General features: G+C 64.5%; 20 protein-coding genes. 6 read left to right on the forward strand and 14 right to left on the reverse strand.

All coding sequences use genetic code 11. The features are described from left to right. Positions 1 to 130: 130 nt before the first annotated feature. Positions 131 to 1354, forward strand: coding sequence for a polyhydroxyalkanoate depolymerase (locus ACOIX3_RS31070; RefSeq protein WP_176534909.1), 1224 nt, complete (start codon positions 131 to 133; stop codon positions 1352 to 1354). A 244-nt stretch (positions 1355 to 1598) separates the two neighbouring features. Further along, positions 1599 to 2387, forward strand: coding sequence for an extracellular solute-binding protein (locus ACOIX3_RS31075; protein WP_420965767.1), 789 nt, complete (start codon positions 1599 to 1601; stop codon positions 2385 to 2387). A 236-nt stretch (positions 2388 to 2623) separates the two neighbouring features. Here ACOIX3_RS31075 and ACOIX3_RS31080 read toward each other — a convergent pair whose 3' ends face one another. The 5 genes from ACOIX3_RS31080 to ACOIX3_RS31100 form a co-directional block, all read right to left on the reverse strand. Beyond that, a complete protein-coding gene (locus ACOIX3_RS31080; protein WP_420965768.1) occupies positions 2624 to 4360 on the reverse strand; it encodes a protein kinase domain-containing protein in 1737 nt (578 codons plus the stop codon). Between the two features lie 60 nt (positions 4361 to 4420). Beyond that, positions 4421 to 5239, reverse strand: a complete 819-nt coding sequence (locus ACOIX3_RS31085) for a formate/nitrite transporter family protein (protein WP_342727511.1) — start codon at positions 5237 to 5239, stop codon at positions 4421 to 4423. Between the two features lie 486 nt (positions 5240 to 5725). Then, positions 5726 to 6472: a transporter substrate-binding domain-containing protein gene (locus tag ACOIX3_RS31090; protein ID WP_420965769.1), complete on the reverse strand. Its 747-nt coding sequence runs from the start codon at positions 6470 to 6472 to the stop codon at positions 5726 to 5728. Positions 6473 to 6627: 155 nt separating this feature from the next. Beyond that, a complete protein-coding gene (locus ACOIX3_RS31095; protein WP_420965770.1) occupies positions 6628 to 7053 on the reverse strand; it encodes a DUF4399 domain-containing protein in 426 nt (141 codons plus the stop codon). 34 nt (positions 7054 to 7087) lie between these two features. Beyond that, entirely contained in the window at positions 7088 to 8626 is a 1539-nt protein-coding gene (locus ACOIX3_RS31100) for an SUMF1/EgtB/PvdO family nonheme iron enzyme (protein WP_420965771.1), read from the reverse strand. 27 nt (positions 8627 to 8653) lie between these two features. Here ACOIX3_RS31100 and ACOIX3_RS31105 point away from each other — a divergent pair, with 27 nt between their 5' ends. Further along, positions 8654 to 8812 carry a hypothetical protein gene (locus tag ACOIX3_RS31105; protein WP_420965772.1) on the forward strand — a complete coding sequence of 53 codons (159 nt, stop codon included), beginning with the start codon at positions 8654 to 8656 and terminating at the stop codon, positions 8810 to 8812. Between the two features lie 25 nt (positions 8813 to 8837). Here the strand turns inward: ACOIX3_RS31105 and ACOIX3_RS31110 are convergent, their stop codons facing one another. Continuing rightward, positions 8838 to 10028, reverse strand: a complete 1191-nt coding sequence (locus tag ACOIX3_RS31110; protein WP_342727507.1) for an MFS transporter — start codon at positions 10026 to 10028, stop codon at positions 8838 to 8840. A gap of 75 nt (positions 10029 to 10103) precedes the next feature. Here ACOIX3_RS31110 and ACOIX3_RS31115 point away from each other — a divergent pair, with 75 nt between their 5' ends. Both ACOIX3_RS31115 and ACOIX3_RS31120 read left to right on the forward strand, forming a co-directional pair. Further along, a complete protein-coding gene (locus tag ACOIX3_RS31115; protein ID WP_420965774.1) occupies positions 10104 to 10904 on the forward strand; it encodes a helix-turn-helix domain-containing protein in 801 nt (266 codons plus the stop codon). 158 nt (positions 10905 to 11062) lie between these two features. Next, the gene (locus ACOIX3_RS31120) at positions 11063 to 12427 is read left to right on the forward strand and encodes a malonyl-CoA decarboxylase (protein WP_420965775.1); all 1365 of its coding nucleotides are present in this window, start codon (positions 11063 to 11065) and stop codon (positions 12425 to 12427) included. A 74-nt stretch (positions 12428 to 12501) separates the two neighbouring features. On the opposite strand, the gene ACOIX3_RS31125 is transcribed toward ACOIX3_RS31120, so the two are convergent. The 8 genes from ACOIX3_RS31125 to ACOIX3_RS31160 form a co-directional block, all read right to left on the reverse strand. Beyond that, a complete protein-coding gene (locus ACOIX3_RS31125) occupies positions 12502 to 13563 on the reverse strand; it encodes a hypothetical protein (protein ID WP_420965776.1) in 1062 nt (353 codons plus the stop codon). A gap of 169 nt (positions 13564 to 13732) precedes the next feature. Beyond that, positions 13733 to 14902, reverse strand: coding sequence for a mandelate racemase/muconate lactonizing enzyme family protein (locus tag ACOIX3_RS31130; protein ID WP_420965777.1), 1170 nt, complete (start codon positions 14900 to 14902; stop codon positions 13733 to 13735). Between the two features lie 172 nt (positions 14903 to 15074). Further along, positions 15075 to 15341 carry a DUF3297 family protein gene (locus ACOIX3_RS31135; RefSeq protein ID WP_420965779.1) on the reverse strand — a complete coding sequence of 89 codons (267 nt, stop codon included), beginning with the start codon at positions 15339 to 15341 and terminating at the stop codon, positions 15075 to 15077. Then, complete coding sequence (locus ACOIX3_RS31140; RefSeq protein WP_420965781.1) at positions 15338 to 15814, reverse strand: glutathione peroxidase; 477 nt, start codon at positions 15812 to 15814, stop codon at positions 15338 to 15340. Before ACOIX3_RS31140 ends, ACOIX3_RS31135 begins: the two co-directional genes overlap by 4 nt. A gap of 89 nt (positions 15815 to 15903) precedes the next feature. Further along, positions 15904 to 17295: an amidase family protein gene (locus ACOIX3_RS31145; protein ID WP_420965782.1), complete on the reverse strand. Its 1392-nt coding sequence runs from the start codon at positions 17293 to 17295 to the stop codon at positions 15904 to 15906. A gap of 73 nt (positions 17296 to 17368) precedes the next feature. Then, positions 17369 to 17935 carry a c-type cytochrome gene (locus ACOIX3_RS31150; protein WP_420965783.1) on the reverse strand — a complete coding sequence of 189 codons (567 nt, stop codon included), beginning with the start codon at positions 17933 to 17935 and terminating at the stop codon, positions 17369 to 17371. A gap of 72 nt (positions 17936 to 18007) precedes the next feature. After that, positions 18008 to 19282, reverse strand: a complete 1275-nt coding sequence (locus ACOIX3_RS31155) for a PQQ-dependent sugar dehydrogenase (protein WP_420965785.1) — start codon at positions 19280 to 19282, stop codon at positions 18008 to 18010. Between the two features lie 183 nt (positions 19283 to 19465). Further along, on the reverse strand, positions 19466 to 19723 hold the full coding sequence (locus ACOIX3_RS31160) for a DUF6894 family protein (RefSeq protein ID WP_021080047.1): 258 nt from the start codon (positions 19721 to 19723) through the stop codon (positions 19466 to 19468). A 324-nt stretch (positions 19724 to 20047) separates the two neighbouring features. Here ACOIX3_RS31160 and pqqA point away from each other — a divergent pair, with 324 nt between their 5' ends. Continuing rightward, positions 20048 to 20128, forward strand: coding sequence for a pyrroloquinoline quinone precursor peptide PqqA (pqqA, locus tag ACOIX3_RS31165; protein ID WP_035635412.1), 81 nt, complete (start codon positions 20048 to 20050; stop codon positions 20126 to 20128). Positions 20129 to 20140 lie beyond the last annotated feature (12 nt).

Genomic DNA, 20140 nt, shown 5'->3' on the forward strand with positions numbered 1-20140 from the left:
GCGCGCCGGTCCAACCGCCGCGCCCCGAAGCCGTTCATTTTTGCAGCAAGCCACGTGCCAATTTGCCGGGCAGCCCGCCCCCTCTCTGGCGTCGATATTGCATATCCAGCCGGGCCAGGGGCGGATGCGTATGATGTCAATGATGTACCAAGCCTATCAGAACCACATGGACCTCACGGCGCCATGGCGGACCGGGGCTGCAGCGGCGCTGAAATACCTCAATCTGGTGCCGCAGGGCGCCGCCGACCGGGTGTACGGGCGGCTCGCGGCGGCGCTCGAGCTGATCTCGCGCTCCACCCTGACCTACGCCCGTCCGGACTACGCCATCGGCAGCGTGTCCGCCGGCAACCGGGAATACCAGGTGACCGAGGAGGTCGCCTATGCGACGCCGTTCGGCTCGCTGCTGCACTTCAGGAAGGTGGACGGACCGGAGCAGCCACGGCTGCTGCTGGTGGCGCCGATGTCCGGCCATTTTGCCACGCTGCTGCGCGGCACCGTGAAGACGCTGCTGCAGGACCATGACGTCTACATCACCGACTGGCACAATCCGCGCGACATCCCGCGCAAGGAGGGCCGCTTCGGGCTCGAGGACTACACCGACCACCTGATCGACTTCCTCGGCCAGCTCGGCCCGCGCGCGCATATGGTGGCGATCTGCCAGCCCTCGGTGTCGGCGCTGGCCGCTGCCGCGGTGATGTCCGAAGACAATCATCCGGCCCGGCCGGCATCGCTGACCCTGATGGCCGGACCGATCGACACAAGGATCCTGCCGACCAAGGTGAACGAATTCGCCAAGAGCAAGCCGATCAAATGGTTCGAGGACAATCTGATCAACTACGTGCCGATGCAGTGCAAGGGCGCGCTGCGTCAGGTCTATCCCGGCTTCGTGCAGCTCACGGCGTTCGTCTCGATGAATCTGGAGCGCCACATCAAGCAGCACATCGACCTCGCCGACCATCTCGCCAAGGGCGAGACCGCCAAGGCCGAGGTGATCAAGACCTTCTACGACGAGTATTTCGCCGTGATGGACCTGCCCGCGGAATTCTATATCGAGACCGTGCGCGACGTGTTTCAGGAGCATCTGTTGCCGCAGGGCATGCTGATGCATCGCGGCCGCCCGGTGAACCCGGCGGCGATCCGGCGCATGGGCCTGATGACGGTGGAAGGCGAGAAGGACGACATCTGCTCGATCGGCCAGACGCTCGCCGCCCAGGACCTCTGCACCGGCGTGCGCACCTACCGCAAGGTGCACCACATGCAGGCCGGCGTCGGCCATTACGGCGTGTTCTCCGGCAAGCGCTGGAACAACGAGATCTACCCGCTGCTGCGCGATTTCGTGCATGTGAATTCGTGACGGATTCCGCGTAGCCCGGATGAAGCGAAGCGCAATCCGGGGAAGTGTTTCCGCGGAGAGGCCGGTCCCGGATTACGCTGCGCTTCATCCGGGCTACGAAATCTCGCCTCCCGACACTGCTCCATCCGCATCATTGCGCTCCTCGCAATGACGGCGGCGCAACCCTAGCCACACCTCCCCTCGCACAGTAGTCTCCCCGCCACGACGACCCACGCGCCCCAAGAATCGTCCAGGGAGAAACTCCATGCGCGCCGCTTTCCGTGCCCTCACGCTCGCCGTCATCGGCGCCCTCGCCCTCACGTCAGCCGCATCCGCCGCCGAAGTCCATGTCATGATCTCCGGCGGGCTGACCGCGGCCTACAAGGCGCTGGTGCCGGAGTTCGAGCACAAGACCGGACACAAGGTGGTGACCGCCTTCGGACCGTCGATGGGCACCACGACCAACGCCATTCCGGTGCGGCTGGCGCGCGGCGAGCCGGCCGACGTGCTGATCATGGTCGGTTATGCGCTGGGTGACCTGATCAAGCAGGGCAAGGTGGCGGCCGACAGCCGCGTCGACCTCGTGAAGTCGCCGATCGGCATTGCGGTCAAATCAGGCGCGCCAAAGCCGGACATCAGCTCGGCCGACACCGTCAAGCAGGCGCTGCTTTCGGCGAAATCGGTCGCCTATTCCGACAGCGCCAGCGGCGTCTATGTCTCGACCGAGATGTTCGCAAAACTCGGCATCACCGACCAGATGAAGGACAAGGCGCGGATGATCCCGGCAACCCCGGTCGGCGAGATCGTCGCCAAGGGCGAGGCCGAGATCGGCCTGCAGCAGATCTCGGAGCTGAAGCCGGTTGCCGGCATCGACATCATAGGTCCGTTGCCGGAGCCGTTGCAGAAGATCACGGTGTTCTCCGCCGGCATCGCGATCGCCTCGAAGGAGCCCGAGGCCGGCAAGGCGCTGATCAGCTTCCTCGCCTCGCCGGATGCGCGCGACGCGCTGGTCAAGAGCGGGCTGGATCCGATCGCCGCCGGCGCGACGCATTAGCTGCGTCCACGTCTCTCTCCTCAAGTCGTCCCGGCGAAGGCCGGGACCCATAACCACCGATGGCGATTACTGCGCGCCGATGGAACGACGAGTTCTGCCCACAACATCCGCCGCGGCGTATGGGTCCCGGCCTTCGCCGGGACGACAGTGGAGCACGTGGCGCCGCTCACACCTCCAGCGACAAAGGCGAAGCCTTTACGCGGGGTGACAGGGATAGGTTGGCGAAATTTGGGCCGCTACCGCAAATGATGCGCGCCGTAGGCGAGCAGCACCACCACGACGAGCGCCAGCACCAGCGTCGTAGACTTCCAGAACAGCACCGGGTTGCGCTCGATCAGCGGCGTCGATGACGTCGTCAGATATCTTGCGTTGGGATTGCGCAAGTCGAACAAGAACTCCGAGAAGGTGTCGTAGCGCTTGAGCGGATTGGTGTGCACCGCGCGCTCCAGCGTGCCGTCGACCCAGGCCGGAATCTCGCGGCCGCGATGCGCGGCCGGACGATAGACCAGCCGGTTGAAGTCGGACCGGGTGCGGGCGCGCGCGATCTGCGCGCCGTAGGGCAAGCGGCCGGTCAGCATCTGATAGGTCACGACGCCGAGCGAGAACAGGTCGGAACGCGCGGTGCCGCCCTCGCCGAGGAAATATTCCGGCGCGGTGTATTGCTGGGTGCCCAGAATGTCCTCAACATCAGCCGGCGCCGCATCGGCAACGCCCGAGATCCGCGTCGAACCGAAATCGATGATCTTCACCGTACCGGTCCCGTCGATCATGATGTTGTCGGGCCTGACGTCCTGGTGCAGCATCTCCTTGCGGTGAAAGGCGCGCAGCCCTTTTGCAATTTGCTCGGTGATGTCGCGCACTGTCTCCAGCGCCGGTGCGGGATTATCGATCATCCACTGCGTCAGGGTCTGGCCGTCGATATACTCCATCGCGACATAGAGGAAGTTGCGCTTGCGCTGCGGCAGAAACGGCTTCAGCACATGCGGGCTGTCGATCCGCCGGGCGACCCATTCCTCCAGCATGAAGCGCTTCAGATAGGCGCCATCGTCACGCAGGTCGATCGAGGGGATCTTGATCGTGACCGTGGTGCCGCTCTCCTCGTCGACCGCGAGATAGATGTGGCTGCGGTGCGATGCATGCAGCTCGCGGACGATGCGGTAGCCGTCGAACAGCATCCTTGCATCGAGCAGCGGCGGCAGCGGCAGCTCGGTGGGCTGGCCGAACACCTCGCTGGCGTCGCCGTCGGGCAATTCGTCGATCCGGATGATCTGCGCGGTGAGATTGTCCGGGCTGCCGTTCTGATAGGCCTGCTCGACGATCGACTTCGCGGCGGCATCGAGATCGGCCGCGCCATCCCTGATCGTCTTCGCGAGCTGCCGCGCGGGGACGTGCTCGTAGATGCCGTCGGTCACCAGCAGGAAGGTGTCGCCGCGCTCCAGCGCGAGATTCTGGTAGTCGATCTCGAGCTGCGGATTCACGCCGAGCGCGCGGCCGAGATAGCTCTGCTGCGAGGAGATCACGACGCGGTGGTCGTTGGTCAGTTGCTCGAGGCTGTTGCCCGCGACGCGGTAGATCCTCGAGTCGCCGACATGGAACAGATGCGCCGTGGTCGAGCGGATGACCAGCGCGCTCAGCGTGCAGACGTAACCCTTGTCCTTGTCGTAGGGGTTCTGGCTGCGCCTGGTCTGCGCGTGGAGCCAGGAATTGGTGGCCTCCAGCACCCGCTGCGCCGAGGTCTTCACCGACCAGGATTCCGAGGTGCAGTAGTAATCGGTCAGGAAGCTCTTGACCGCGGACTCGGCGGCGATGCGGCTGACGCTGCTCGAGGAGATGCCATCGGCAAGCACCACGGCGATGCCCTTCAAGCCGAGCAGCGGCTCGTCGGGGATCAAGACGCCGTGGAAATCCTGATTGGTGTCCTTGCGGCCCTGATCAGAGAATTGCCCGACCGATATTGTCAGCGCGCGCGGCATCGCCCGTCCCAATGCGAATGGGGCCCTCCGTGACAGGAGAGCCCCATAAGCCGGCCAGGATCAAGCCGCGAGGCGCTGGCGCTTCGGCGCCGTCTTCACATGCGTCGTGTAGAGCGTGAGCCCGGTGAAGGCGAGGCCGCCGGCGAGGTTGCCGAGCACGGTCGGGATTTCGTTCCAGATCAGGTAGTCCATGATCGAGAACTTGGCATGGAGCATCAGTCCCGACGGGAACAGGAACATGTTCACCACCGAATGCTCGAACACCATGTAGAAGAACACCAGGATCGGCATCCACATCGCGATGACCTTGCCGGGCACCGTCGTCGAGATCATGGCGCCGACGACGCCGGTGGAAACCATCCAGTTGCAGAGCATGCCGCGCATGAACAGGGTAGCCATGCCCGCCGCGCCATGCGCCGCGTAGCCCAGCGTTCGCGCTTCGCCGACGTTTCCGATGGTCATGCCGACCTTGTCGGGCTCCTGCGTGAAGCCGAACGTGGTCACGAACGCCATCATGAACGCCACCGTGAGCGCGCCGGCAAAGTTGCCGATGAAGACGAGGCCCCAGTTGCGCAGCACGCCGCCGAGCGTGACGCCGGGGCGCTTGTCGAGCAGCGCGAGCGGCGAGAGAACGAACACGCCCGTCAGCAGGTCGAAGCCCAGCAGATAGAGCATCACGAAGCCGACCGGAAACAGCAATGCGCCGACGAGCGGCTGGCCCGTGTTGACGTTGATCGTCACGGCAAACCAGGCCGCCAGCGCGAGGATCGCACCGGCCATGTAGGCGCGGATCACGGTGTCGCGCGTCGACATGAAGATCTTGGATTCGCCGGCGTCCACCATCTTGGTGACGAATTCGGACGGTGCGAGATAGGCCATTCGTAAAATTCCCCTTGCGCAATTCGGCCGCGCCGGTTGCTTGCCGGAAGCGACGCGGGTTGGTTGAATTGCTCGTCCGTCCGGGGAGTGAGTTAGGGGGGTGCAACGATTGCTCGCGGCGCCCGGGCGGGGCGCCTTGATCCCCTCACCTCGGCCTGCATTGGCTTCGGCAATCCGGAGGACGGCAGTCGTCATTGACTGGTGCAATTAAAGCAATGCACATGCCAACTGGGGGCGCTGGCGGACGGCTTTAAATCCCTGTTAATCCAATGAGTTAGATAGGTGGCGCAGGAACCGCCCCGCGCGATGGCGCGGAATTATGCAGCATGCCCAGATGTCACCCAGTGCGCGCCTTTCCATCACCGTCATCCTGAGGAGCGCGCTCTTGCGCGCGTCTCGAAGGATGCACGGCCCGGCTGGTGGCCGTCGACCCTTCGAGACGCGCTACGCGCTCCTCAGGGTGACGGGACAGGAATGTGCGCGACTTCACTTCGCCTCGGTGCGCACCGGCGAGCCCTTCAGCCCGTTATTGTCATAGGCCTTGCGCAGCGTGCCGTTGGCGATCGCGTCGGTCATGAATTTGGTGGCGAACGCGGCGGCCAGCGGATGGTCGAGCGGCACCGCAACCGCAGTGACGGTCTGCTTGAAGGTCTCGTCCAGCACGCGGGTGCCCGGAATCTTCTTGGCCATCGCATTGAGCTGATCGCGCGACAACGCGAAGGCGTCGATTTCGCCGCTCTTCAGGAGATTGAAGATCTCGTCATAGGTCTGATAGCCCATGACCTTGGCGTGCTTGAGATGCGCGATCGCCCCGCGCATCGTGGTGGTGGCGTTGACGGCCGCGACCTTGACGCCGTCCTGGTCCAGCAACGCGAAATTCGTGATCGTTGAGCCCGACTTGACGATATAGGTGGCGTCGGCGACCTCGTAGATCGGCCCGAACGTCATCCTGGTCTCGCGCTCGGGATCCTTGGGCAGGAAGGTGATGTCCCAGCTGTTGCTCGACGCCGCATCGGTGATCTGGCCGGAATTCTGGTGCACGACATAGTCGACGGGAATGCCGAGCTGCGCCGCCATCTCCCTGCCGAGATCGACGGGAACGCCGGCATAGCCGTTCTCGGTCCGGGTCGACCAGAACGCGCCGCCCGCCGGGCTGATCGCGATCGCGACCCGGAGCTTTCCGGTTGGCGCGATCTGATCCTTCAAGGCGTCGGCATTGGTGGATGTTGCCATCGTCATCACTCCCAGAACGAGGCCAGCCAGACGCAGCAGTCGCGACAACATCGGATGCCCTCCACGCCGGGTCTTGCGCCCAGCGGCGCGCAACAAACCGCACGAGGCCGCTTTGCGCAAGCGGCGGTTCGCGCAAGGGAGCTATCCGCATCGGCCTATTTGACCCGGATGGTGATTTTTTCGGAGACGACCGGCGGGTTGAATGGATAGTGCTTGGCGTCGCCGAGCACCAGCTGCAAGGTGTGCTTGCCGGGCGCCAGATCGAGCTGCGTCTCGGTCTGGCCCGCACCGAAGTGCTGGTGAGACTTGTCCGACGGGATCGGCTCATTCGGATTGAGCGGCTCATCCACATCGATCAGAAGATGGTGATGGCCACTGTTCGGAAATTCGTCGCCGGCATGGGTGACGCCCATGTTGCGCAGCCCAAAGCGGCACGCGAACGGGCTTTTGACCTTAGCTCCGTCGCGCGGCCAGATGAAATACAGCTTGGTGTCTTTCCCCGCCGGCTTGTTCTGCGCGGTGGCCGGACCAGCGAGCAATGTCAGTGCCGCAGCGAGCATGATCAGGCCTGCACTTTTCATAACCCCTCCAAACCTGGCGCTTGCAGACGATCTCTCAGGGAGACAGCGCGACCCGGAAACCGTGGGTCGGATAGCGAACATTGGTGTCGTAATTGTCGCGATTGGCCGGACGGACGTAGCGCGCGTCATTCTTCCAGGAGCCGGAACGAATGACATGGGAGCCGCAGTCGCCGCCGGACCACACCGCGCCGTCGGCCGGGGCGCCCTGGTAGTTCCTGTGCCAGCAATCCTCGACCCACTGATCGACGCTGCCGCCCATGTCGTAAAGACCGAACGGATTCGGCTTGAGGCTGCCGACCTTGACCGGCTGCTCGGCGGCACCGGCGCCACCGCAATCCTTGCAACTGGCATTGCCCGATTGCATCTGATCGCCCCACCAGTATCTCGATTGCGTTCCGCCACGCGCCGCATATTCCCATTCGGCTTCGCTCGGAAGCCGGTAAGCCTTCTTCGTCCCCTCGGCGAGCCAGGCCACATACTGTTTCGCATCGCTCCAGCTGACATTGGTGACGGGAACGTCGTCTTTGCCACTGGCTGTGAAGCCGCACGCCTTGGCCGCCGCGCAGGCATTCCATTCCCGCACGGTGACTGGATATTTGCCCATGGCGAACGGCTTGACCGTCACCTTGCGGATCGGCCGTTCCGAGGGATCGTCATTGCTCCCCATCGAGAAGCTGCCGCCCTGGAGCGAGACCATTTCAGGCTCCGGCACCGACGCGGCGGGAGTTGCAGGGGGCGCGGCTTGAGGCGAGGCTTGCTGCGTCGGTGCGGCACCTGGGACCGGACTTGCAGCTTGGCCAGGAGCCGGGCTCGGTGCCGGCTGCTGAACGGCCGGCGATGCGGCCGGTGACGGAGGCACCTGCGCCACGTCGATCAGCTTGCTGCGCGGTTGCGCCAGCATGTACCAAAGCACGCCGCCAGCGATGACTGCGACCGCCAGTCCGAGCAGCGTAAGCAGGATGGACTCACGGCGCCGGCGCGTCCTCTGGTACGCGGCAGCGTCCGGCAACACGCGATAGACCCGGACCGGATCGGTGATGTTCTTGACCTTCTTGTCGCCGAGCGATTCATACCCGCAGACCATCTTGTGCTTGATCTGCTCGTAGATGCCGCCGGAGATGAAGACTTCGCCGGGCGCTGCAATCCCTTCCAGACGCGAGGCCACATTGACGCCGTCGCCAAAGATATCGTCGGCCTCGATGATGACGTCGCCGAGATTGACGCCGATCCGGTACTCGATCCAGTGATCTCTCGCGATCGCCGCGTTGCGGCCGATCATGTTCTGCTGAATCACGATGCTGCAACGGACGGCCTCGACCGGGCTGTCGAACATCGCGATGAACCCGTCGCCGGTTGTCTTGACCAGCTTGCCGTGGTGCTCGGAAATGGTGGGCTCGATCAGATCGCGCTCGATCCGCTTGACGCGGTTGTGGGTGCCCTCTTCGTCGAGCTCCATCAGGCGGCTGTAGCCGGCGATGTCGCCGGCAACGATCGCGGCGAGGCGGCGCGGCATCGATTCGCCGGGCGGTGGCTTGCCCGGCTTGCCGGATCTGAAGTCGCGAATTTCGCCCATGGCTTCGGCTGCTCCACAAACCACAAAATGGCAGTGATCGGCGCAACCGGCGCCTTCGGCCCGAAGGCCCATGTGGAGCGTATCACACCGCCGGGACCGGACAAGTTTGCGGACGGAATGGTGCGGTGCGCGGAAAAGCGCCATCCGCTGCTGGCGGATGGGCGCTTGGGGCTTGTTTCAGCTTGAAATGGTGCGGCAAACCGCCAGCACGTCAGTTCACCTGGGTGGCGGGCGTCCGGATCTCGCGCGGCAGGATGATCGCGGCCGCAATCGCCAAGAGGCACAGCGCCGCGAACGCGCGCAGCATCATGGAGAAGCCGCCCTGGTCGTACAGCCAGGCCACCAGGCCGACGGAGGCGCCCGCCGCGGTGAAGCCGACGAAATAGCGCACCGCGTAGGCGCGCGAGCGCCATTCCTCTGTGGTGTACTTGCCGACCATGGCATCGTTCACCGTGACCTGGCCGAACGCGCCCATCACGATGCCGATCGAGACCACGATCAGCGGCAGGTTGGACAGGCTCGCCGCCAGATATAGAAACGGCGCCAGCATGAACGACAGCGGCAGCGCCACCGTCTTCAGCGAATGCCTGTCGAGCAGCTTGCCGATCGTGTACTGCGTCATCGCGCCGAACACATAGACCCCAGCCGCGATCACGCCGAGCAGGGCCGGGCTCCTGGTCAGATCGGCGAGCCGTTCGGCGAACAGTTTCGGCAGCGCCACCGTCACCGCGTTGAACGTGGTCGAGATCGCGATCACCACGATCAGCAGCGACAGCACCACCCGCCACATGTCTTCCTTGGCGACGCGCACCTGGGCTGCGGCCTGCCTGGAGCCCTTGCGGTCCTCATGCACCACCGTCATCGCAAAGGCGATGCCGACCAGTACGGTGACCGTGCCGGGCACGATGAAGGCCCAGCGCCAGCCGAGATACTGGCCGATCACGCCGGTGACCAGCGCCGAGGAGGCGACGCCGAGATTGCCCCAGACGCCGTTGATCCCCATCTGGGCGCCGAGCTTCTCGGCATAGGATACGATCATCGCGGTGCCGACCGGATGGTAGATCGAGGCAAAGATGCCGATCGCCAGCAGTGCTGCGCCGAGTTGCAGCGGTGTCTGCACGAAGCCGACCGAGATCATCGACAGGCCGATGCCGACGAAGAAGATCACCATCATGTGGCGGCGGCTCCAGCGATCGCCGAGCCAGCCCGTGATCAGCGAGCCGGCGCCGAAGGCGATGAAGCCCGGCGTCGCATAGGGCAGCAGTTCCGAATAGGCCATGCCGAGCGCCGGGCCCATGATGATGACGGCGGCCGCGAAAATCAGCATCGCGTAGTGATCGATGAAATGGCCGGCGTTGACGAAACTGATCACCCGGCTTGGACTATTGGTGGGGCTGCTCATGAGGCACGTCTCTCACGCGATTCTTCAATTGCTCGAAAATAGGTTATAGGTCCTTGTCCTGACGGGATGTCGCCAATGACTATCGCTGAGCCGCCAATAAGAGCCCTCCACAAGGACCGGCGCGTCACCGGTGACGGGGTGCACATGGTCGCGCGCAGCTACCAAAAGGGCGTCCGCCTCGACCCGCACATGCACCGCGAAGCGCAACTGGTCTATGCCGCGAGCGGCACCATGCAGGTGACGACGCCGAAGGGCCGCTGGCTGGTGCCGCCGGACCGTGCGGTGTGGGTCCCGGCCCTGCTCCCCCACGCGATCGACGTGCTCGCCGATATCGAGATGCGCACGCTGTATTTCGACCGGGCCTGGCTCGCGCGCGAGAAGCGCAGCGACAGCCTCGGCCATGAATTCGTGGTGCGGGTGTCGCCGCTGGTGCACCAGGCGATCCTTGCGCTGTTCGACGCGGCATGCGGACGCGAGCGCACCGATCTCCTGATCAGGCTCGTGATGCTGGAACTGCACCAGGCCGAGGATTCCGCGACCTTCATCCCGCTGCCGCAGGAGCCGCGCTGCCGCCGCGCCGCCGACATCGTGCTGGCCGATCCGACGAGGGACCATGAGATCGATGCGCTGGCGCGCACGGTCGGCACCTCGGCGCGGACGCTGTCGCGCCTGTTCTCGGCGGAGACGCAACTGTCCTTCAAGAGCTGGTGCCAGCGCGCCCGCATCGCGGCCGCGATCGAACGCCTGTCGACCAACGCGAATATTTCGGTCAAGCAGGTCGCCTCCGACCTCGGTTATTCCAGCGTGCCGGCATTTTCCCATGCGTTCCGCCAGGTTACCGGCAAGACACCGACCGCGTTCGCGGAGAAAACGTGAACGGGGTTTGTCACCGCCTGCAGCTCTGACGAATTGTACCGTTGTCGCCCTGCGACATATTTCCGTACGATCCATGCGCTTGATTGCAGTCCTCCCGACCTTAAATCCCGTGTAAGGTCCGGCTTCACTGAATACGACCCGCTGGATACGAACTGCCCATGGCCAACGCCTTCTTCTCCGATCTGCTCTCGACGATTTCCGAACGCGGCCGCGTCCTGCTCGGCCGCGCCAGCCCGGCCGACGACAAGCAGGATGCGTCCGAACTTCTGGAATTGTGCGAGGCGCTGCTGTCCGGCCGCGGCGAGGCCTCCGGCACCGCGATGGCGCGCGAGGTGCTCGACCGCTACCACCATCTCGATGCCGCCGGCCGCCTGTCGTTCTTCCAGACGCTGGCCCGCGATTTCGGCCCCGATCACGCCAGACTGGCGCAGGCGATCGAGAGCTGGCGCGCCAAGGCGGATGACAAGGCCAATGGCGGCGACGCCAGCGACCTGCATTTCGCCTCCGAGCCGCGCCGTCAGGAATTGATTCGCCGGCTCAATCGCGCGCCGGGCGGTACCGGCGAGCTGGTGTCGATCCGATCGGATCTGCTTTCATTGATGAAGGGCAACAAGGACCTCGCCGCGCTCGACCGCGACGTGGTGCATCTGCTCTCGTCGTGGTTCAACAGGGGATTTCTCGTGCTGCGCAGGATAGACTGGTCGTCGCCGGCCAATATTCTGGAGAAGATCATCCGCTATGAGGCCGTGCACGAGATCCGCGACTGGGACGATCTGCGCCGCCGCATCGATCCGGTGGATCGCCGCTGCTACGCGTTCTTCCACCCGGCGCTGGCCGACGAGCCGCTGATCTTCGTCGAGGTCGCGCTGACCGAAGCCATCCCGGGCGCGATCGCGCCGCTGCTTGCCGAAGAGCGCGAGCCGGTGCCGGTCGAGCGCGCCCGCACCGCGGTGTTCTATTCGATCTCGAACACCCAGCGCGGCCTTGGCGGCATCTCGTTCGGCAGCTTCCTGATCAAGCAGGTGGTCGAGGAACTGCGCCGCGAATTGCCGAAGCTCGACAATTTCGTGACGCTGTCGCCGGTGCCGGGCTTCATGCAATGGGTGAAGCAGGCCGATGACGTGCCGCTTACCGATGAGGACCGCCAGCTCCTGGAAAGCCTCGGCAAGCCCGACTGGTTCGAGAACGCCGAGCTCGCCACGCAGCTGCGCGCCGTGCTGGAGCCGCTCGCCGCCTATTACTTCCTGAAGGCGCGCACGCCGAAGGGACGGCAGATCGATTCGGTCGCGCGCTTCCATCTCGGCAACGGCGCCCGGCTGGAGCGGATCAACTGGCTCGGCGACCTCTCGCCCAAGGGCCTGCGCGAATCCGCCGGCGTCATGGTCAACTACCTGTACCGCCTCGACGACATCGAGAAGAACCACGAGGCCTATGCCAACAATGGCGAGGTGATCGCCTCGAGCGCGGTGAAGAAGCTGTTGAAGGGCGAAGGCCGGCGGCTGCTGGACATGCGGCTGTCGTAGGCGACAGCCACTCTCCGTCCGCTATCGCGAGAGCACGATCACAGCCGTCATGAGGCCCGGGCTTGTCGCGAGCCTCACGCCGTTGCAGATCGCGGTCGCAGCCCCGCCGGTAGATGCGCCTCGAGCCAGGCGGCGATCGCACGCTCGTTGCGATGGTAGAGCAGGCCTGCGGCGATCACGGCAATTCCGATCAGCGACAGCGAGAACGGAAACCACAGCGAGTCCTTGAAGACGACGTCGGCGAGATGTCCGAGATAGATGCAGATGCCGAACGCGCCGAACACCGCATAGGCGCGCCGCATCAGGATCACCGCGACCGCGACGAGACCGATATTGAGCAGGCAATAGACCGCCTTCGAGAGTTCGGTTGACCCTTCGGACGCGGTAATGCCGCCCCAGAACGCCATCAGGCCGAACAGATGCAGCCAGAACGCAAAGTCACCATTGCGGCTGCGATAGTCGACGATCCAGGCCACCGCGAGCACGGCCAATCCGAACCACACCGACACCCGGCGCCGCGTCTCGAAGTCGGCATAATTCGTTCCGCTGAACCATGGCGCCAGATCCATCGACATGAACCACAGCGCGAACGCGATGATCGCGACGATGAAGGCGAAGCGGAAGTAGCGCAGCGCGACGATGCCGGCGGCAACGGTCGCGATCTCCATGAAGATCCAGCTGCCCTTCACCCAGATGTAGAAATCCTGCACGGTTCCGGGCTTGCCGAACTTGCCCCACCAGCCGAGCTCGTCCTGGATGCCATAGACCGCAAGCGGCGCCATCGAGACCGCGATCGCGATCAGCAAGCCGCCGGGAACCCGCAGATCCCGGCCGTACCAGAGATGGTGGCCGGCCACGGCGAATGCGGTGGCGTAGGCGATCGCGCAGGCCGTCAGCGCCCGGCCGCCCATCTGGGTGAAGGCCAGGGTCGAGAACAGGCCCATGGCGCCGATCACGATCAGCGCGCCGGCGTACCAGAGCACATGGGCGGCATCGAACCTGGCCGCAGGGCTTGCATCGCCCGCCGCGCCCTGCCCGTCATGGCTCGCCAGGAAGGCAAGCAACCGGTCCAGATCAGCGGCGCTGATCACCCCGGCATCGGCGGCGTCCCGGAGATTCTTCGCTGAATATGGCATGCGGTGATCCTCATGGCCGGTTCCGCGCCTCCCCCAATGACCCGGATAGAGGCGCCTCTCCTGCATGAGTATACCGGAACGTGAGCAACGTTCAATATTTTATTGAGCAGCGCTCAAAATAGTTTCACAGGCGGACGCGAGCCTGCCGGGCCGGCCGGATGGGCCGCGCCTACTCCGCCAACGCCTTCATCTCCTTGTAGAGGTCCGACTTGCCCTCGAAGCCGATGCCGGGAAGGTCGGGCATGACGATGTGGCCACCCTCGACGCGCACGCCGTCCGGGAACCCGCCATAGGGCTGGAACAGGTCGGGATAGCTTTCATTGCCGCCGAGGCCGAGGCCGGCCGCGATGTTGAGCGACATCTGGTGGCCGCCATGCGGGATGCAGCGGCTCGGCGACCAGCCGTGGTTCTTCAGCACCGCGAGCGTGCGCTGATATTCGCAGAGCCCGTAGGACAGCGCGCAGTCGAATTGCAGCCAATCACGATCCGTCCGCATGCCGCCGTAGCGGATCAGGTTGCGTGCGTCCTGGTGGCTGAACAGGTTCTCGCCGGTCGCCATCGGGCCGGGATAGAACTCGGCCAAGGCGGCCTGCAGCGCGTAGTCGAGCGGATCGCCGGCCTCCTCGTACCAGAACAGCGGATACTCCCGCAGCATCTTGGCGTAGGCGATCGCGGTCTCCAGATCGAAGCGGCCGTTGGCGTCGACCGCGAGCTGCGCCTCACTGCCGATCTCCTTCAGCACCGCCTCGATGCGCTCGCGATCCTCGGCGAGCGACGCGCCGCCGATCTTCATCTTCACGACGTTGTAGCCGCGGTCGAGATAGCCGCGCATCTCCTTACGCAGCGCGCCGAGATCCTTGCCCGGATAGTAGTAGCCGCCGGCGGCGTAGACGAACACCCGCGGATTGGCGGTCAGACCGTGACGCTCGGCGAGCAGCCGGAACAGCGGCTTGCCCGCGATCTTCGCCACTGCGTCCCACACCGCCATGTCGATGGTGCCGACCGCGACCGAACGCTCGCCATGGCCGCCCGGCTTCTCGTTCGACATCAGCGTCGACCAGACCTTGTCCGGATCGAGGTTGGTGCCGGAGGCATCGAGCAGCGATTTCGGATCGGCCTCGAGCAGCCGCGGCGCAAAGCGCTCGCGGATCAGACCGCCCTGCCCGTAGCGGCCGTTGGAATTGAAGCCGTAGCCGACCACCCGCCTGCCGTCGCGCACCACATCGGTGACCACCGCAACCAGGCTCGTGGTCATCTTGGTGAAGTCGATATAGGCGTTGCGGATCGGCGAGGAGATCGGCTTTGTCACCTCGCGGACGTCGACGATGCGGACGGACATGGGAGTTGCCTTCTGTGTTGGGGCCCCGCTTCTCTCCTCCGTCATTGCGAGGAGCGAAGCGACGACGCAATCCATGTCTCAACAAGCGGAGGAATGGATTGCTTCGCGGAGCCTGTCATCCGGCGGCGCTTCGCGCCGACCGGGTGGCTCGCAATGACGATTGACTGCAGCGTCAGGACTTCGCCTTATCCCGGAAATACGGCTCGACCGGCCCGTGCACCTTGATGGTCAGCGGATTGCCGTAGCGGTCCTTGGCGTTGCCCGCGGTGACCCGCACCCAGCCTTCGCTGATGCAGTACTCCTCGACATTGGTCTTCTCGGCACCCTTGAAGCGGATGCCGACATCACGCGAAAGAATCTCCGCATTGTAGTATGGGCTGTTCGGATCGACCGAGAGGCGGTCGGGAAACTGGTCATTGGTGTCGTTGTCGTCGCTCATAGCAGCGCCTCGATTTCCTTCTTCAATCCTTCGGGCCGGGCGGTCGGCGCATGCCGCGCCACGACCTTGCCGGAACGATCGACCAGGAACTTGGTGAAATTCCATTTGATCGCCGGCCCGAGCAGGCCCGACTTCTCACGTTTCAGGTGCTCGTACAATGGATGCGCGGCTGAGCCGTTGACGTCGATCTTGGCGAACATCGGAAACGTCACGGCGTAGTTGGTCTCGCAGAACGCGGCGATCTGCTTCGCATCGCCCGGCTCCTGCGCGCCGAACTGGTTGCAGGGAAAGCCCAGCACGGCAAAGCCGCGCGCCGACAGGCCAGCGTGCAGCTCCTGCAGGCCCTTGTACTGCGGCGTGAACCCGCAGGCGCTCGCCGTGTTGACGATCAGCAGCACCTGCCCCTCGAACCGCTGCAGCGGCACCTCGTCGCCGGTGAGCGACTTGGCGGTGAAATCGTAGACGGTTGCCATAGTTCTCCTCACTTGCGCATGATCTCCGCGCAAACGCGTTCCGCGTTTGTCGCGAGGGAAAACCGGTACCCACTTTTCCGGATCATGCGCTAGATCACCGGATCGATCGGCGACGACGGCGTGCCGCCGGCTTCCACCGCTTCGCCCGCGGCAAGACAGAGATCCTCGCGGTAGCGGCCGGCGACCAGCTGCACGCCGACCGGAATCCGCCCAACGAGTCCGGTGGAGACGACCAGCCCGGGAAGACCCATGAACGGGATCGCGATCTGCGGCAGCTGCGCGTGCCAGACCCGCGCGAACGACGCCTCGTCCTTGCGGTCGAGATGATCGGGGAACGGCAGCTCGCCGGAGACCGGCATCAGCAGCACCGGATATTTGTCGAGGAAGGCGAACCATTCGCGGGTCAGGGTCGCGCGGCGGGTCAGCGCCTGCGACAGGTCGAACGGATGCACTTTTGAGCGGACGCCGCGCAGGCAGGCCAGCGCGCCGGGATCGCCCTCGCGTTCCGCGAACGCGAGTTGGGCCTCGTAGCCGTCACCGAGCCAGAGCCGGGTCTGGATCTCGGCCGCCTCACGCAGAGACGGCGTATCGGCGATCTCCTCGACGATCCAGCCGGCGTCTCGCAAGCGCTTGCCGGCATCGGCCACCGCGGCGACAACTTCCGGCACCGGGTTGAGGCCATCAGGGTTGAGGCACATCGCAACGCGCTTCTCGCGCGGCGGTCCCTCGAGCGGCACCGGCGCGTACCAGGGATCGCGATAGTCGGGCGCCGACATCGCCGCGAGCGAGATGCGCAAATCGTTGACGGTGCGCGCCAGCGGGCCCGACACCGCGCTGATCTGCGGGCCGATCGGACGCTCCGGCAATGCCGAATTGAAGGCAGGGATGCGGCCCATGCTCGGCCGCAGGCCGTGCACGCCGCAGGCATAGGCCGGATAGCGGACCGAGCCCGCGATATCGGTGCCATGCGCAATGTGGCCGATGCCGGCGGCAACCGCGGAGCCGGCGCCGCCGGATGAGCCGCCCGGCGTGATGCCGGGATTGCGCGGGTTCTTGGTGTCGCCGTGAATGAGGTTGGTGGTGAACCAGCGATAGGAGACCGCCGGACAATTGGTGCGGCCGAGCAGCACCGCGCCGGCCTTGCGCAGATTGGCGACCACCGGATTGTCGGCCTTGGCGATGAGGTCGCGCTGCGCCTTCAGCCCGTTGGTGGTGGCGTAGCCCTCCTGATCGACATTGACCTTGATGGTAACGGGCACGCCGGCCAGTGGCCCGACTGCCTCACCACGCGCAATTGCCGCATCGATCGAGGCTGCCTGTGCCAGCACGTCGTCCGGCCGGTGATCGACCACCGCGTTGATCTTCGGGTTGACCGCGTCGAGCCGGGCGAGCCCGGCCTCGGCCGCTTCCTTCGCCGATACCTTCTTGGATTTGATGAGGGAGGCGAGTTCAGCCGCCGACAGACGCCAAAGATCCTGCATAAGAACACTCCGTGTGACGGACGCGTTTTAGCGCCGCACGAAGGCCAAGACCAGACGCCCGCCGCCTGATGTTTCAGCGGACATGCGCGATGTAATAGGCAAGGTCGCCGATCTGCTCCTTGGTGACCGTCTGCATCACGTCCGCCATGGTGGCGTCGTAGCCGTGGCGGCTGTTGTCCTTGTATTCGGCCAGCGTCTTGGCGAGGTAGTCCTCGCGCTGGTTGGCGATGCGGGGGACGTTGTCCTTGCCCGAAAAATCGGTATTGTGGCAGCTATTGCAGCGGTTCTGCTGCGCCAGCGCCTGGCCGCGCGCCATCCGCGCCGGGTCGCCGGCATCCGTAGGTGGCGTGGGCTTCGGCAAGGTGGCGATGAAATCCGAGAAGGTGCGCAAATCGTCGTCGGTCATCGGTTTCGCCATCTCGTTCATCGGGTCGAATACCCGCAGTTTCTCGCGAAACATGAACAGCTGGATCAGCGCATAGGGCGCCTGCTGGCCGCCGAGCGAGGGCGTATTCTCGGTTTCCGACGTGCCATGCTCGCCATGGCAGGCAAAGCACGCGACAGTGCGTTCCTGGATGGTCTCGGCATTTGCGGAGAAGCTGAGAGCGGCCAGCGCCGCGGCGAGTGCGAGCTTACGCATCGGTCCATCCTTGCGTGCAGTTCAAAAGAAAATCGGGGGCAGCGGACGCTGCCCCCGATCGCTGGTTTCAGCTTACTGATTGGCGACCTTCGGCTTGCCGTAGCTGACGCGATAGACCGCGCCGTTCCAGTCGTCGGAGACCAGCAGCGAGCCATCCTTCAGCAGCATCACGTCGACCGGGCGGCCGACATACTTGTTGTCCTCGAGGAAGCCGGTCATGAACGGCTCGACCGACTTCACGGTGCCGTCCTTGTTCAGCTTGACGACGACGACGTCACCGCCCTGCTTCTGCGACTTGTTCCAGGAGCCGTGACGCGCGACGAAGATCGCGTTCTTGTAGGCCTTCGGGAACTGGCTTCCGGTGTAGAAGCGCATGCCGAGCGAGGCGGTATGCGGACCCATCAGGCCGACCGGCGCGGTGTAGTCCTTGCAGTTCTTGCCCCAGCCGAGCTCCTGGTCGATGATGTTGCCCTGGTAGCAGTAAGGCGCGCCGAAATCCTCGCCCGCCTTGGTGACGCGGTTGAGCTCGTCTTCCGGCACCGTCTCCGACAGCCAGTCGCGGCCGTTGTCGGTGAAGTACATCTGCTTGGTCTCGGGATTCCAGTCGAAGCCGACCGAATTGCGCACGCCGAGCGCGTAGACCTCGGCGCCGGAGCCGTCGAGATTCATGCGGCGGATCTGACCGTGGTCGGCGTCGTGCAGCACGTTGTTGCCGGGCTGTCCGACCGGGACATAGAGCTTGTTGTCGGGGCCGATGGCGATGAACTTCCAGCCATGCGCCTCGTCCTTCGGCAGCTTGTCGTAGATGACGGTCGGCTTCGGCGGGTTGTCCAGATTGTCCTCGATCTTGTCGATCTTGGAGACCTTCGAGAGCTCGGCGATGTAGAGCGTGCCGTCCTTGAAGGCGACGCCGTTCGGACGGTAGAGGCCGGAGGCGATCACCTTGACCGAGCGTTTGCCGTCCTTGTTGACGATCGCATAGACCTTGTCGACGAGCCGGCTGCCGACGAACACGGTGCCCTTGTCGCCGAGCGCCAGTGAACGCGCATTGGCCATGCCCGCGGCATAGACCTCGACATTGAAGCCGGCCGGCACCTTGAGCTTGGCGAGCGGCAGCTTGTCCGGCGCGGACGGCAGCGGCGGCGGTGCCACCGGCGCGAGCTTGGCGGCGGCTTCATTGTCCGGACGCCCGATCATGGGCGAGCCCGGCGGCAGCGGCTGGGCGGCCGGTGCAGCACCAGCTGCCGGCGCGGCCGCCGGCTGTTGCGCCGCAGCGGAGAGCGTGAACGCTCCCAGCATGGCCCCCGCGAGCAGCAGGCCGCGCGGTGCGAATGAGTGTTTTTTCATGATGGTCTCCCCTGGGTGGAAGCCGTTGTTGATTGCGCCATTGACCTCGACCGGCGCCATTCGGCTGTCCGTTCATAGTCTTGCGAATTTGTCCGGACAATTGCAATCGGAAACATGCTGACGTCGGCCAACGCATGGTTGTGGCCACGCGACCTTGTCGGCGTGTCTCAGTGCCGGTCTCTCTCAGTGCCTCGTCATCGAATGATCCGGACGATCGAGAATCGCCTCGGTGAACGGAAACTCCAGCACGATCTCGCCCTCGTCGTCGGTCACCTCGATCACCGCGCTGAGCAGCGCGCCGTCGGCCCCCTCGGTCTTAAGCAGTTCGCGAATCATCGCCCGCGCCATCTCCCATGCGCGATCCGGATCGCGCAGGATTTCACCGTCAGGGTCGGAGATCAGCTCGTCGCCGATACGGGTGTTGAAGAAATAGCGTGGCATCGGCAGAACTCGGCTCGGTTAGTTGCTTCCCGTCACAGGGAAGCACAGAATCGTCATCAGGACCTTCGGAGGACCGCAAGGCTCCTGTCTCATAGTCCAAGATCACCATTCACCGTGTGGCGAACAACAGGAAAAAGGTCTGATCCCACCGGGTTTTGACGGGAAATGCGTGCACAAATTTGTGAGTGGATCGGATTTGCTTCCCGCAGTGCAGCATGCACCTCAGCAGGGCAGCTTGCCAAAAATTTAAGTGGCGAACTTTTCCAACCACAGTAGTTTAACTGTAGGGCGGAAAGTTCGTCCGGTTGCAACAAGGAGAGCCTAATGGCCTGGAAAGCACCGAAGATCGTCGAAGTGTCGGTCGGCATGGAAATCAACATGTATATGTGCGCCACCCGCAAGTAAGCGGCAGCGCCC

Origin of the sequence: Bradyrhizobium sp. B120 (assembly GCF_049075665.1) — a bacterium.
GTDB lineage: Bacteria > Pseudomonadota > Alphaproteobacteria > Rhizobiales > Xanthobacteraceae > Bradyrhizobium.

Coding starts and splice junctions, on each gene's coding strand:
- ACOIX3_RS31095 (WP_420965770.1), bottom strand. CDS start 7,053: ATGAAAAGTGCAGGCCTGATCATGCTCGCTGCGGCACTGACATTGCTC.
- ACOIX3_RS31085 (WP_342727511.1), bottom strand. CDS start 5,239: ATGGCCTATCTCGCACCGTCCGAATTCGTCACCAAGATGGTGGACGCC.
- ACOIX3_RS31110 (WP_342727507.1), bottom strand. CDS start 10,028: ATGAGCAGCCCCACCAATAGTCCAAGCCGGGTGATCAGTTTCGTCAAC.
- ACOIX3_RS31145 (WP_420965782.1), bottom strand. CDS start 17,295: ATGCAGGATCTTTGGCGTCTGTCGGCGGCTGAACTCGCCTCCCTCATC.
- pqqA (WP_035635412.1), top strand. CDS start 20,048: ATGGCCTGGAAAGCACCGAAGATCGTCGAAGTGTCGGTCGGCATGGAA.
- ACOIX3_RS31155 (WP_420965785.1), bottom strand. CDS start 19,282: ATGAAAAAACACTCATTCGCACCGCGCGGCCTGCTGCTCGCGGGGGCC.
- ACOIX3_RS31090 (WP_420965769.1), bottom strand. CDS start 6,472: ATGGCAACATCCACCAATGCCGACGCCTTGAAGGATCAGATCGCGCCA.
- ACOIX3_RS31105 (WP_420965772.1), top strand. CDS start 8,654: ATGGCAGTGATCGGCGCAACCGGCGCCTTCGGCCCGAAGGCCCATGTG.
- ACOIX3_RS31080 (WP_420965768.1), bottom strand. CDS start 4,360: ATGCCGCGCGCGCTGACAATATCGGTCGGGCAATTCTCTGATCAGGGC.
- ACOIX3_RS31115 (WP_420965774.1), top strand. CDS start 10,104: ATGACTATCGCTGAGCCGCCAATAAGAGCCCTCCACAAGGACCGGCGC.
- ACOIX3_RS31130 (WP_420965777.1), bottom strand. CDS start 14,902: ATGTCCGTCCGCATCGTCGACGTCCGCGAGGTGACAAAGCCGATCTCC.
- ACOIX3_RS31075 (WP_420965767.1), top strand. CDS start 1,599: ATGCGCGCCGCTTTCCGTGCCCTCACGCTCGCCGTCATCGGCGCCCTC.
- ACOIX3_RS31070 (WP_176534909.1), top strand. CDS start 131: ATGATGTCAATGATGTACCAAGCCTATCAGAACCACATGGACCTCACG.
- ACOIX3_RS31100 (WP_420965771.1), bottom strand. CDS start 8,626: ATGGGCGAAATTCGCGACTTCAGATCCGGCAAGCCGGGCAAGCCACCG.
- ACOIX3_RS31135 (WP_420965779.1), bottom strand. CDS start 15,341: ATGAGCGACGACAACGACACCAATGACCAGTTTCCCGACCGCCTCTCG.
- ACOIX3_RS31150 (WP_420965783.1), bottom strand. CDS start 17,935: ATGCGTAAGCTCGCACTCGCCGCGGCGCTGGCCGCTCTCAGCTTCTCC.
- ACOIX3_RS31140 (WP_420965781.1), bottom strand. CDS start 15,814: ATGGCAACCGTCTACGATTTCACCGCCAAGTCGCTCACCGGCGACGAG.
- ACOIX3_RS31160 (WP_021080047.1), bottom strand. CDS start 19,723: ATGCCACGCTATTTCTTCAACACCCGTATCGGCGACGAGCTGATCTCC.
- ACOIX3_RS31120 (WP_420965775.1), top strand. CDS start 11,063: ATGGCCAACGCCTTCTTCTCCGATCTGCTCTCGACGATTTCCGAACGC.
- ACOIX3_RS31125 (WP_420965776.1), bottom strand. CDS start 13,563: ATGCCATATTCAGCGAAGAATCTCCGGGACGCCGCCGATGCCGGGGTG.